Below are 12,418 nucleotides of genomic sequence, written 5' to 3'. Positions count from 1 at the left end.
GGCGCCAAAGCCAGATTCAAAACCTGTCCGGCGGACTGCCAGGGCTCGCTGAATGGACACAAACGCCCTGCTGCTTCAGACGCTATCCTTCAACACGGAAAGGAGATAAAACCCGGGAAAGACAGAAGCAAACCTCATTAAAACCGGACATTTCTATTGAGCCGGGAGTCGGACATCTGTATCTGGCCGGGACATTTTGGTGTAGTGGGAAGGCGCGAAGGTCGCGCTCGCGCATAACGTCGGTCTCGGCGGCGCTTATGTGGTGACGGTTTACAAGTCGGCCTGAACTGGCCTCTGCGTAGACCTGAGCGGGCCTTGCATTTTGTGCCCTCGCTCGCGCGCCGCTTTCCAGCCGTTGCCGAACGGACTAGCATAGGAATTTCGGTGGCAAAGGAGACGACCATGGCTACGTATGCTGTCGATGGCGTGCGCATCAGCACTTCAACGGACCGCGTGACGCACGTGCGCTGGGCGCCAATCGACCCTCACTCCCATGACTGGCTCTCGCCGCCCAAAATCTCCGAGGTGGCCGACGTCGCGAACGGCCTGCGCTCGGGCGCGGTGGTGTATTCCGTGTTCACGCTGGGCGGCATGAAATTCCTCGGGCCGAAGATCAAGGCGGTTCCCCACCCCAATGGCATCGACGGAATCGATATGGAGGTCCCGGACGGTAGCGTCGAAAAATCGATGGACGACCTGCCGCGCATCTAGGCCGGCGCGCATGCGCGCCCGTGCGAACCGATAAAATAGCGGAGTGCGCTTGCCGGCGCACAAGCTGCGCAGGGCCGACGGCCAGGCGCCGTGCTCTCCACTCCGCTATTCAACGCATTGCGCCATGGCCCGCATCGAACTCCATTTTCCCGAAGACCAGTTTTACTACTCGACCCATCTCACGGTGCGCGTCACTGACATCAATTCGGCCAACCACCTCGCGAACGATTCGATGATCTCGATGATTTCCGAGGCGCGTGCACGCTTTCTCTTCGATGCCGGCATCGAGGACATGAAGGACGCCCACACCAGCATCATCGTCACCGACCTCGCGACCACGTACCGCGCCGAAGCCTATGCGCGCGACCAACTGTGCTTCGAGGTCGGCATCATGGATTTCAACCGCTACGGCGGCGACATTATTTTCCGCATCACGCGGCCCTCGGACGGCGCCCTGATCGCAATGGCTAAATCGGGGTTTGTTTTCTTCGACTACGAGGCGAAGAAAGTCGTGCCGATGCCGGAGGCATTCCGCGCGAAATTTCCGGGCGTCAACTCGCTTGCCTGAAGTGAATCCGCGATCAGTCTGTACCGACTGCGAACTGAAATGCCGGTTCAGCGCGGTTGAAACGCAATGAGCGCCATGCCGGCCAGCGCAAGCGCCATGCCGGCATAGTCCCACGCGCTCGGCCGGATGGCTTCCACGCCCCACAGCCATAGCATCGCCACACACACGTACACACCGCCATAGGCGGCGTAGGTGCGCCCCGCCGCGCTCGGATGCAGCGTGAGCAGCCATGCGAACAGCGCGAGAGATGCGGCGGCCGGCACGAGCAGCCAGGCGCTCGCGCCTTCGCGCAGCCAGCGATACGGCAGATAGCAGCCGACGATTTCGGCAAGCGCGGTGGCAACGAACAGCAGGAACGTCTTCATCGATGGCACAAATACTGCAAAGGGTCGAGGGGCTCATGGTAGCGCACGCGGACAATAAGTAGTAAAAGCACCGAATACGCGAGTCATGCTCACCGATTCTTTTTCGATCTGGAAGGTTGATTATCTTCGTTTCGAAAATATTGCAAACAATTGTGCCAGATACCGGCGCAATCATTGGCGCGCTGGATTTTCCCGCGCATGCAGAACGCATTATCTGCCACGACATTAGTCAATTCATCTTAAATGTGAGATTGAATTCATTTTTAATCGGTGAATAATTATTTTCCGAAACATCGTTTAAAAAGGTTATTAACCGACAAGGAAAATCATGAAGACCGCCATCCACGCCAAATGCGCTGCCGCCGCACTCGTACTTGCCGCCACCGCCCTGCCCGCGAGTATCGTTTTAGCCGCCGGCGAAGGCGCCGCGCCCGCCACGTCCGCCGCCACGTCCGCCGCCGCCGCCGCGTCGGCAGCGTTGCCGCGCGTGGCCGTGCTCGCCACAGGGGGCACGATCGCGGGTCAGGCTGACGCGCGCGCAGCCAACGCCTACAACGCGGGCGCGGTGGGCGCGCAGCAGCTCGTGCAGGCCGTGCCGGGAATCGAAAAGCTCGCCCATCTGAGCACCGAGCAGGTGGCGTCCATCGGTTCGCAGGACATGAACGACAAGGTCTGGTTCACGCTCGCGCGGCGCATCCAGGAGATCTTCGACCGCAATGAAGCCGATGCCGTCGTCATCACGCACGGCACGGACACGCTCGAAGAAACGGCCTTCTTCCTCGACAACGTGCTGCGCACCGACAAGCCCCTCGTGCTGGTGGGCTCCATGCGCCCCTCCACGGCCACCAGCGCCGACGGCCCGAGCAATCTGTACGAAGCCGTCGAAGTGGCGGCCAGCCCCGCGGCGCGTGGGCGCGGCGTGATGGTGGTGCTCAACGACACGATCCAGTCGGCGCGCGCGACCACCAAGACCAACACTACGAGTGTGCAAACTTTCGTTTCGCCGAACAGCGGGCCGATCGGCTACGTCGATCCCGCAAGCGTGCGCTTCCTCGCGCCAGCGGTTCAGTTCGACAGCCACAAATATGCGCTGCCTTCGGGCGAGCAACTGCCGCGCGTGGAAATCGTCTACGCGCACGCGAACATGGACAGCGTGCAGATCGACAACGCCATCGCCAACAAGGCGAAAGGCATCGTGCTGGCGGGCGTGGGCGACGGCAACACGTCGAAGCCGGCAATCGAGGCGCTCCAGCGCGCCGCGAAGCAAGGGATCGTGGTGGTGCGCGCTTCGCGCGTGGGCTCGGGATTCGTGAACCGCAATGTCGAAGTGAACGACGACACGAGCGGCTTCGTCGTCTCGCTCGACTTGAATCCGCAGAAGGCGCGCGTGCTCACGCAATTGCTGATCGCCAACGGCATCATCTCGCCCGCGCAGGTGCAGAAGGCGTTCGCAGCGACCTGGTGAGCATTCAGCGCAATTCAACGCAACTCAAGGGCGTTCGCCGCGCGCGAGGCGCGTTTCGATTTCCGTGACCACGGGCAGCAGATCGGCCACGCTGTCGATCACGTAATGGGCGCCTGCAGCGCGCAGGCGTTTCGTGGCGGCATCGCGGCGCTGGGCGAATTCTTCGGGCGGGAGCGCACGAACCTCTTCTTCGGTGAGGCCGAATGCATTGCCGCTGACGGCCACGCCCACGGTCCACGTGCCGCCGTTGATGCCCTCTTCGATGCCGACCTCGGTGTCGTCAACCTTGATCGCTTCGCGCGCGCGCCACACGCCGAGCTGCGGCAGCGTGCGGTAGATCATGTACGGCGCGGGGCGGCCTTCAGGCGTGTCGCCGGTGCACACGATGCTGTCCGCGGCAAAGCCCTGTTCGGCAGCGCCAGGCACGATCCGGTCGATGATTTCGCGCGTGTAGCCCGTGGTCGAGCCAATGCGCACGCCGTCCGCGCGCAGTTGCGCGGTCACGGCCGCCACGCCCGGAATCACGTCGCTGTATTGCGCGGCCACGGCCACGTTCTTCGGCACGAAGACGTCATAAACCGCGTCGATATCGGCCTCGCCGGGCGCACGGCCGTGGCGGGCTTCCCATGCCCTGGCGACGCGCGGCAACGCCATCAGCGCCGCAATGTGCGGCCGCTTGGCCATGCCCATCGGACCGCGCGCTTCTTCGATCGTGATCGGCACGCCGAACTCCGCGAAAGTCTCCACGAACGCGCCCATCGGCGCACGCGAGCCATAGTCGACTACGGTGCCGGCCCAGTCGAAGATCACTGCCTTGACGTATTTCATTTCTGTATATCCTGATGTTGCACTGATAATGCGCTGCCAATAAATGCGTGTTTCTGAATGCTCGAATGGGTCAATCGCGGGCTTCAGGCCGCGAGCGCTTGGCGGGCCTCGAGCGCGACATGCGCTGGCGCGCCGCTCGGCACGCCGAGCGTGTTTAACGCCGCGCCGCACGCCTGCACGACGCGCCGCATGACCGCTTCGTCGAGCGCGCCGATGCAGCCGATGCGGAAACTCTCGACGCTCGTGAGCTTGCCCGGATAGATGATGAAACCCTGCTCTTTCATCAGTTCGTAGAAGCGCTCGAAGCTGAAGCGCGGATGATCGGGCGAAAAGAACGTAACGATGATGGGCGAGCGCCACGCTTCGGTCAGCAGCGGCTCGAAACCGAGCGCACGCATGCCTTCGACCATCACGTCGCGGTTGCGCGTGTAGCGCGCGAGACGTCCCGGCTGCCCGCCTTCTGCCTTGTGCAGGCGCAGCGCCTCGATGAACGCGGCCACGGCGTGCGTGGGCGGCGTGAAGCGCCACTGGCCGGTGCGGTTCATGGCGTCCCACTGGTCGTACAGGTCGAGCGCGAGCGAGTGGCTGTTGCCCTTCGCGGCCGCGAGGGCGGCCTTCTTTGCGATGACGAAGCCGAAGCCCGGCACGCCCTCGATGCACTTGTTCGCCGACGAAACGAACGCCTCGCACGGCAGCGTGCGCACGTCGAGCGGCACGGCGCCGAATGCGCTCATCGAGTCGATCAGCAGGCGCCGGCCATGGCGCGCCGTGACCGCGGCAATGTCCTCGACCGGGTTGAGAATGCCGGAGCTCGTTTCGCAGTGCACAACGACGACATGCGTGATGTCGGCGTGCTCGACCAGCAGGCGCTCGACGTCGGCGGCGCGCGCCGGCAAATAGTCGCCCGTATCGTGAACGGTCTGGCGGCGGCCCAGATAGCGCAGCGTGGTGGCAATGCGCTTGCCGTAGGCGCCGTTGGAGAGCACGAGCGCGTGGCCGTCGCGCGGCACGAAGCTGCCGAGCATCGCCTCGACGCAGTAGCTGCCACTGCCCTGCAGCGGCACGCAATCGTATTCGCCGTTTGCGTCGGCGGCGCTGCAGCCGGCGATCTCCAGCAGCGCACGGCGCAGATGCGCGGTCATGGCGCGGAAATCGGCGTCCCACGAACCCCAGTCGCGCAGCATCGCGGCTTTAGTCGTTGCGGCCGTGGTCAACGGGCCGGGGGTCAGCAGGTACGGGTCTGCGGCGGCGGTCATGCGGCTGCTCCAGTCGGTGTTCAGCAATGTTCAGCAAGTCGGCGCATACATTACTGCGGTGCAGCACATAGGTAAAATCGATATAATCGATGTTGATATCGCAAAAAGTTATGCCAAGGCGTATCTGCGCAATCGATTCCCTTGCCTGCATTTGCCCCACGCTCCCCCCGGAGTCCCAAATCATGCAGTACGCCCAGTTGCGAGCCTTTCATGCCGTTGCCGAGCACGGTGGTTTCTCGCGCGCCGCACAGGCGCTCTCGCTCACCCAGCCGGCCATCTCCGACCACGTGCGGCGGCTCGAATCCGACTACGGCGTAAAGCTTTTCGAGCGCGCGCCGCGCGGCGTCGAACTCACCGATCTCGGGCGGCGGCTCTACGCGGTGACGCGCCAGATGGTGGGCTGCGAGCGCGACGCGCGACGCCTGCTGGAAGCGGCCGGCGCGCTGGAGTCCGGCGAACTCGCGCTGGTGGCCGACGCGCCGGACCTTGCCGTCAAGCTAATCGGCGCGTTTCGGCGCCGCTATCCGGGCGTGGTGGTGAAACTCGCCATCGCGAACGCCACCGAATGCATGCGGCGCGTGCTGTCGAGCGAAGTGGACGCCGCGATCACGGCGGCACACCAGGTGCACAGCCGTCTGCAATCGCGCGTGCTGCGCGAGGACCCGCTGGTCGCGGTCGTGCCCGCCGAGAGCCCGGCGGCGAAGAAGCGCCGCATCACCTATGAAGAGCTCGTGCGCGAGCCCATGATCTTCCGCGAAGCGCATTCGGTCACGCAGCAGCTGCTCGAAGCGGAGCTGGTGCGCAAGGGGCTCCAGGTGGAGCCCGTGCTTTACGTGGATGGCCGCGAGGCGCTCCAGACCGCGATTGCCCAGGGCGTGGGCGCGGGGGTCATTGCGGGCGCGGAATTCGGCGAATCGCGGCGGATTCGCGCGATTGCGCTCGTCGATTGCCAGGTGCGAATGGTGGAGACGCTGGTGCGGCTCGCCGAACCTTCGTCGTCGAATCTACTCGATGCGCTTTTTGCCGTGCCGCTCGATTGAGCGGCTGCACGGTCAAAACTCAATCAGGACACGACGATGTCGGCCCCCACTTCGTGCAGCAGGTCGCGCAGCGTTTCCGCCTGCTCCATGCGCGCGCCACGCCGCAAATGAATGCGCAGCGTGCGGCCCGCGATGCCGTCGATGGGCCGTGAGAGCGTGAGTTCCAGCGCGAGCCCGAAGCCATCGGGCGCGTCGGCTTCGGCGGGCTCCACGACGCGTGGCGCGAAACTGGCCAGACAAGCCGTTGAAGAGCGGGAAGAAGAACAGGTGGATTCGGACATGGCGCGGACCTCGTCGGTGAAAGGTTCGAGGTCATCGTATCCATGCCAATGCGCCGCGCCAAACGACAAATCGGCGTATGCAAATGACCGGGCGGCGGGAGACGATTTCGCGAGGTGCGCAATGGTGCGTTCCGCGCCGTTCCGCTCCCGAACGGGTCCGGGCCGCGCGAAATGGACACACGCGGACACACGCGGACGCCCGCGGACACACTTGAACGCTCGCGCCAGGACTGTGCGTGGCACACTGAAAGAACCGTTCCGTTTCAACTTTGCATGGCACAGGAGCCGCTCATGGAACGTCCCTTCACCGATCGCCGCGAGGCCGGGCAAATGCTCGCCGCACAACTCGCGCCCTACGCCGGGCGCCGCGACATCGTCGTGCTCGCGCTGCCACGCGGTGGCGTGCCGGTCGCGTATGAAGTGGCCAAGGCCCTGCGCGCGCCGCTCGACGTGCTGCCCGTGTGCAAGCTCGGTACGCCGTGGCAGCCCGAGCTCGCCATGGGCGCGATCTCGTCGAACGGCGCGCAATTCGTCGACGCTGCGCTAGTCCGCGAAGCCGGCGTAAGCGAGGCGCAATTGCAGGGCGTGCTCTCGCTCGCCCGCATCGAGCTGGGCCGGCGCGAGGCGCGTTACCGCGGTGCGCGCGCCGCCGTGCCGGTGGCCGGACGCGTGGTGCTGCTGGTCGACGACGGCATGGCCACGGGCGCTTCGCTCAAGGCCGCCGCGCGGGCCCTCGCATCGCTCGGGCCGGCGCGCATCATCGCGGCGTTGCCGGTGGCGCCGGCCGGTGCGCGCGCACGGCTCGCGGGCGCCGTCGACGATTTCGTCTGCGTGCAGACGCCCTCATCGTTCATGAGCGTGGGCCAGTTCTATTTCGACTTCGCCCAGGTCGACGAGGACACCGTGCGCGATTTGCTCGACCGCGCGGCCATGCCGTAACCGATCGCAACGCCCAGCGCCCGCGCCGCCGCATGCCCGCGTTCAGCGCACCGGGTTGGCCGCTTTCTCTCCCACTACGGTCTGCCAGGGCCGCACGCGCCACGACTTTACGAGGCCGGCCTTCACATAGGGATCGTTGCGCGCGAACGCTTCGGCGGCCGCCGGGGTCTCGCCCTGGAAGAGCAGCAACGCCTCGTCCACGGGCTCCGCAACCGCCCCCGCGAGCAGCAGCTCGCCGCGCTCCGCCGCCGCCCACGCAAGCGCCAGGTGCTCGTTGCGATGCTCGGCGCGCCGCTCGAGATAATCGTCGACGAGTTCGTACATCAAGAGGTAATGCATGGTCGATCTCCAGTCTCAGGTGTGCATACCGCGCATTGTGCCTGAGCGTGCGTCAACCGAACTCACCCACAGTTCGTTTTCAGGTTGGCTTTGCCATAATGGTTGCGGCGATGGGCAATGATGGGCCGGATGGGCCGCCTGCTCGCACGACTAACGACAACGTCGATATCCCATGGGAGTGAACGATGAAGATGCAATCCGTCATTGCTGCAATCGTGCTGAGCGGCGCACTGGCCGCACCGGCGTTCGCACAGACCGCCGCACCCGCAGCAGCGGCTTCCGCGGCCGCGAGCCCGAATAGCCAGCAGAACAAGATGAAGACCTGCAACACGCAGGCCGGCGACAAGAAAGGCGACGAGCGCAAGGCTTTTATGAAGCAATGCCTTTCCGCAGCCGGCGTGTCCCCCACGATGTCGCAGCAGGAGCGCATGAAGGCGTGCAACACCCAGGCCGGCGACAAGAAGGGCGACGACCGCAAGGCCTTCATGAAGCAGTGCCTCTCGACCAAGAGCTGATCCGCCACTCGGCCGAATCTTGATCGACGCGGTTCGAAGCACAGGGTTTGCCCCTGCCGCTGCTTCACCGCAGCACGCCCCCTTGCGCGACGCGCCGCAGCCTATGCTGCGGCGCGTCGTTTTTCATGCTGCACCGCACTTCAACCAATTGCCTGTCCGCTTGCATCCCGCGCCCTCTCGGCGTTGCGCCCGAGCGCGATTTTTCTTCTATGATGGCTGCAGCGGCGCCCTTTTCCTGATACGCAATCGCACAGACGCCATCGGGCCGCCGAATGAAGCTTGAAGCCGGAGTGATGCCTGTCGCATCGTACGGAGGCGCGGATGGCATGGAAGCACAAGAACCGCTGGTTTCGCCGCTGGCTGGTGGTGATCGTTTTCTGGCTCGTGCCGGTGATGATCATTGTGGTGCGCGAGGCCCAGGACGAGATGGCCTACAACCGCGCGGATCTGCAGCGCACCCTCTCCAACTGGACTTTCACCGACGCCGAGCGGGCCGCGGGCGCGCCGCTGCATTGCCAGGGGACGCCTGAACGGGCACGCACGCTGGGCTGCCCTGCCGCCGTGCTCGCGGAAAACGCCCCGGCTCACCAGGCTGCGCTCGACGAATATGCCACGCGGCGCGCCACGCTCATGAGCTATCTGTGGCATGCATTCGTCGGCTACTGGGTCGTGCCGGCTGCAGCCCTGCTCGCCATCGGCATCGTTCTGGGTGCCGTGCGCCGCGCGCTGCGACGCCCTCCCGCCGCGAAGCCCGTGCCAGAACACTGACGCGCATCTTGACGATGCGCCATCTTGAACTGGCAAATCTGGACCCTGTGTTATAAGAGCGAAAGCTGATTCCGCCATTGGCAAAATGCCATGACGGCACGGCTTCAGGCTATTTCGGATATCCCGGAACACAGAACGGAGAACAACATGCAAGGACGCCGTTTCATCCTTAAGGCTTCGGTTGCAATCGCGCTTGCCAGCGCAGCGCTCGCAGGCTGCTCGACCACCGGCAACACGCCCCCGACGGAACAAACCAACGACGCGAAACGCCAGGCGATCGACGCGAGCGTCGACGGCACGATGTCGCGGCTCTACCAGACCGTGCCCGGCGCGCGCGAGCTCGTAGGCAAGGCGCGTGGCGTGCTGGTCTTCCCGCAGGTGACTCAGGCAGGGATCGGCATTGGCGGCGAGCACGGCGACGGCGCACTGCGCGTCGGCGGCAGCACTGTTGGCTACTACAGCACCACGGGCGCCTCGGTGGGCGCAACGCTCGGCATGCAATCGAAGTCGGTCATCTACCTGTTCATGACGCAGGAAGCACTCGACAAATTCCGCAATTCGAGCGGTTGGGCGGCAGGCGGCGACGCGTCGGTCGCGATCGCGAAGGTCGGTGCGAACGGCACAATCGACACCACCACGGGCACCAAGCCCGTGGAAGTCTTCGTACTCACCAACAGCGGCCTGATCGGCGACCTCTCGCTCGGCACGACCAAGATCTCCCCGCTGAAGCTGTAAATTTCACGCATTCACGAGCATGTCGGGCGCCCGGGCCTTCGTCTAAAGGCTGCCCGGGCGGCTGGCGGCACCGGCCGCCGCTCAGCTCGTGGACGTGTCGATCACCTTGAAGCGCGAACGCTTGTTCGCGCGTATCACCGCCTGATACGCCTCGATATACTGCTGCGCCATGCTGTGCGACGTGAAGCGCTCTTCGAAGCGCCGCCGCACGCCGGCGCGCGACACGCGTGAAAGCCGGTTCACGGCCGCCACGGCGCCAATCTCGTCCTCGACGATAAATCCCGAAACGCCCTCATCCACCACTTCCGGCACCGAGCCGCGATTGAACGCGATCACGGGCGTGCCGCACGCCATCGCCTCGATCATCACCAGCCCGAACGGCTCGGGCCAGTCGATCGGGAACAGCAGCGCATGCGCACCGGAGAGAAATTCGGCCTTCTGGCTGTCGTTGATCTCGCCGACGAACTCCACATTCGGGAGTGCGAACAGTGGCTTGATCTCGCGTTCGAAATACTCGCGGTCGGCCTCGTCGACTTTGGCGGCGATGCGGATCGGCAAGCCGCAGCGCTGGGCAATGCGAATCGCGGTGTCCACACGCTTCTCGGGCGAGATGCGGCCGAGAAACGCAAGATAGCGCTGCTCCACGGGCTGCGGCGTATAGAGCGCCTCGGGCAGGCCGTGATAGACGGTCCGGAGCCATTTGGCCTGCGGCATCGGCTGGCGCTGCGCGTTCGAGATCGATATGACCGGCGCCGTGTTGAACGTGTCGAACACCGGCTGCTGTTCCGGCAAGTCCAGACGACCGTGCAGCGTGGTCACGAATGGCGTTTCCTGGCGCTTGAACACCGAAAACGAGTAGTAATCCATATGGAAATGCAGTACGTCGAACTGGTCGGCCTGGCGGCGCACCATTTCCATCAGCAGCATGTGAGGCGCGATCCGGTCGCGAATGCCGGGGTCGAGGCGCAGCGCGCGCGGCCACACGGGTTCGAGCTTCGCACGCGTTTGCGAATCGCCGCTTGCGAACAGCGTCACGTCGTGTCCGAGCTCGACCAGCGCCTCGGTGATATACGACACGGCGCGCTCGGTGCCGCCGTAGAGCTTGGGCGGCACTGATTCGGTCAGCGGGGCGATCTGCGCAATTCTCATTGAATGTCTCCTTCGTGTTCGGTGCTCGCACGCGGGGAATTCCGCCAGGCGGTTCGAGCCATTTTAAAGGAAGCCCAGTATTGCAATCGCGTCCCTCAATTATCGAAGGGACAGACTCGAGGAGGACGCGATCGGGCGGCTCGCAGCGCGGCGCACCTGGCCATTATTCGCCTTGCGCGGCGCCCACGCTGCGAGTATTTCAATTGCTATATGGACTTACACGTCGAAACATCCTGCGGAGCGCCCCAGGCAGTGCGTCTGGGCGGTGCGCCCGAGGCAATTTAGCGCGACGGCCATTTCCACGCCGGCACATCGAGCGAATCGGCGTCGGCGAGCGCCGTCGCGCCGAGGCGTCGCTCGAGCACGATCGACTGGCTGCCCGCCTCGCGCTCGAGCGCGGCGACGAGCCGCGCCGCGTGCGAAACGACCAGTACCTGCGAGTGCGCCGAGGCGCGCGCGATGAGCCGTGCGAGCGACGGCAGCAGGTCCGGGTGCAAGCTCGTCTCCGGCTCGTCGAGCACGAGCAGCGCGGGTGGCCGCGGGCTCAACAGCGCAGCGGCGAGCAAGAGATAGCGCAGTGTGCCGTCCGAAAGTTCGGCGCCGCGCAACGGCCGCAGCAGCCCCTCCTGACGCAGCGCGACTTCGAAGCGCCCTTCGTGGTTGACGATCTCGACGCGCGCGCCCGGAAACGCATCGCCGATCGCCGTGTCGAGCGCGCCGGCATCGCCAATCTCGCGGATCGTCTGCAGCGCGGCGGCAAGATTGGCGCCATCGTCGGACAGCACCGGCGAATGCGTGCCGATCTGCACCTGGCGCGCGGGCGCGTGCTCGTCGGTGCGGAAGTGGTCGTAGAAGCGCCACGAACGGATCTGCTCGCGCACCGCGATCATCTCCGGCGCGCTGCGCGGGTCGGCGAACTCCGTCATCATGCTGTCGAAGCTCGCCACGGGTTGCGCGAGCGTCGTCCACTCGCCTTGCGCTTCCTCGTCGCGAATGCGGATCATGGCCCCCTGGCGGTCGACGAGCAAAGTCGATGGTCGCAGCAGCGGCCCGCCCCAGATGCATTCGCGCTTGATGACCGGGTCCAGCGAGAACTGCGAGGAGCCGGGCACCGGCAAGCCCAGGTCGATCGCATAGCCGAAGGTTTCGCTCGCGAAGCCGAGCTTGAGGCTCACGGCGTCTTTGCGCACCGTGCCCTGCACTGCGTAGTTGCCCGTGGCGACCGCGCGCGAAAAGCGTTCGGGACCGGCCCAAAGCGTCGATTGCAAGCCACCCTCGCGCGCGAGCGATGGAATCACGCCACCGCGCGCGGTCAACGCGAGCAGGCGCAGCGCCCGGTAGAGATTGGACTTGCCGCTGCCGTTCGGCCCGGTGATGACGTTCAGCGGCCCGAGCGGCACGATGAGTTCGCGCAGCGAGCGGTAGTTGGCGATGGCGAGGGTCGAGAGCATGAGCCGTA

15 protein-coding genes are annotated in these 12,418 nt (G+C 65.0%); 8 read left to right on the top strand and 7 right to left on the bottom strand.

Going from position 1 to position 12,418, the window contains the following annotated elements:
* The first annotated feature begins 402 nt into the window (after window positions 1–402).
* A complete protein-coding gene (locus NH14_RS24155; protein WP_035533172.1) occupies window positions 403–711 on the top strand; it encodes a hypothetical protein in 309 nt (102 codons plus the stop codon).
* Between the two features lie 124 nt (window positions 712–835).
* Complete coding sequence (locus NH14_RS24150; RefSeq protein ID WP_035533175.1) at window positions 836–1,279, top strand: thioesterase family protein; 444 nt, start codon at window positions 836–838, stop codon at window positions 1,277–1,279.
* 47 nt (window positions 1,280–1,326) lie between these two features.
* On the opposite strand, the gene NH14_RS24145 is transcribed toward NH14_RS24150, so the two are convergent.
* Window positions 1,327–1,644 (bottom strand): YnfA family protein, encoded by a 318-nt coding sequence (locus NH14_RS24145; RefSeq protein WP_035533177.1) that lies wholly within the window; start codon window positions 1,642–1,644, stop codon window positions 1,327–1,329.
* Window positions 1,645–1,972: 328 nt separating this feature from the next.
* Between NH14_RS24145 and NH14_RS24140 the strand changes: the two genes are divergently transcribed.
* On the top strand, window positions 1,973–3,109 hold the full coding sequence (locus NH14_RS24140) for an asparaginase (protein ID WP_035533179.1): 1,137 nt from the start codon (window positions 1,973–1,975) through the stop codon (window positions 3,107–3,109).
* Between the two features lie 24 nt (window positions 3,110–3,133).
* Here NH14_RS24140 and phnX read toward each other — a convergent pair whose 3' ends face one another.
* Window positions 3,134–3,937: a phosphonoacetaldehyde hydrolase gene (gene phnX, locus NH14_RS24135; RefSeq protein WP_035533181.1), complete on the bottom strand. Its 804-nt coding sequence runs from the start codon at window positions 3,935–3,937 to the stop codon at window positions 3,134–3,136.
* Window positions 3,938–4,020: 83 nt separating this feature from the next.
* Complete coding sequence (locus NH14_RS24130) at window positions 4,021–5,193, bottom strand: 2-aminoethylphosphonate--pyruvate transaminase (protein WP_035533183.1); 1,173 nt, start codon at window positions 5,191–5,193, stop codon at window positions 4,021–4,023.
* A 182-nt stretch (window positions 5,194–5,375) separates the two neighbouring features.
* Between NH14_RS24130 and NH14_RS24125 the strand changes: the two genes are divergently transcribed.
* A complete protein-coding gene (locus NH14_RS24125; RefSeq protein WP_035533185.1) occupies window positions 5,376–6,233 on the top strand; it encodes a LysR substrate-binding domain-containing protein in 858 nt (285 codons plus the stop codon).
* A gap of 23 nt (window positions 6,234–6,256) precedes the next feature.
* On the opposite strand, the gene NH14_RS24120 is transcribed toward NH14_RS24125, so the two are convergent.
* On the bottom strand, window positions 6,257–6,514 hold the full coding sequence (locus NH14_RS24120; protein WP_052148479.1) for a hypothetical protein: 258 nt from the start codon (window positions 6,512–6,514) through the stop codon (window positions 6,257–6,259).
* Between the two features lie 291 nt (window positions 6,515–6,805).
* On the opposite strand from NH14_RS24120, the gene NH14_RS24115 reads away from it, so the two are divergent.
* Window positions 6,806–7,453 (top strand): phosphoribosyltransferase, encoded by a 648-nt coding sequence (locus NH14_RS24115; protein WP_035533187.1) that lies wholly within the window; start codon window positions 6,806–6,808, stop codon window positions 7,451–7,453.
* 42 nt (window positions 7,454–7,495) lie between these two features.
* On the opposite strand, the gene NH14_RS24110 is transcribed toward NH14_RS24115, so the two are convergent.
* Window positions 7,496–7,792, bottom strand: coding sequence for a YciI-like protein (locus NH14_RS24110; RefSeq protein ID WP_035533189.1), 297 nt, complete (start codon window positions 7,790–7,792; stop codon window positions 7,496–7,498).
* A gap of 185 nt (window positions 7,793–7,977) precedes the next feature.
* On the opposite strand from NH14_RS24110, the gene NH14_RS24105 reads away from it, so the two are divergent.
* From NH14_RS24105 to NH14_RS24095, 3 genes are all read left to right on the top strand, one after another.
* Window positions 7,978–8,307 carry a PsiF family protein gene (locus NH14_RS24105; protein ID WP_035533191.1) on the top strand — a complete coding sequence of 110 codons (330 nt, stop codon included), beginning with the start codon at window positions 7,978–7,980 and terminating at the stop codon, window positions 8,305–8,307.
* Window positions 8,308–8,628: 321 nt separating this feature from the next.
* A complete protein-coding gene (locus NH14_RS24100; RefSeq protein ID WP_035533192.1) occupies window positions 8,629–9,075 on the top strand; it encodes a hypothetical protein in 447 nt (148 codons plus the stop codon).
* Between the two features lie 147 nt (window positions 9,076–9,222).
* A complete protein-coding gene (locus NH14_RS24095) occupies window positions 9,223–9,810 on the top strand; it encodes a BPSL1445 family SYLF domain-containing lipoprotein (protein ID WP_035533193.1) in 588 nt (195 codons plus the stop codon).
* An 81-nt stretch (window positions 9,811–9,891) separates the two neighbouring features.
* Here the strand turns inward: NH14_RS24095 and NH14_RS24090 are convergent, their stop codons facing one another.
* Window positions 9,892–10,959 (bottom strand): glycosyltransferase family 4 protein, encoded by a 1,068-nt coding sequence (locus tag NH14_RS24090; RefSeq protein WP_035533194.1) that lies wholly within the window; start codon window positions 10,957–10,959, stop codon window positions 9,892–9,894.
* Between the two features lie 281 nt (window positions 10,960–11,240).
* A complete protein-coding gene (locus tag NH14_RS24085) occupies window positions 11,241–12,410 on the bottom strand; it encodes an AAA family ATPase (RefSeq protein WP_035533196.1) in 1,170 nt (389 codons plus the stop codon).
* Window positions 12,411–12,418 lie beyond the last annotated feature (8 nt).

This window comes from Paraburkholderia sacchari (assembly GCF_000785435.2).
Classification (GTDB): Bacteria; Pseudomonadota; Gammaproteobacteria; order Burkholderiales; family Burkholderiaceae; genus Paraburkholderia; species Paraburkholderia sacchari.
The sequence above is the reverse complement of the archived record's forward strand: the minus strand, read 5'-3'. Positions and strand labels throughout refer to the sequence as shown.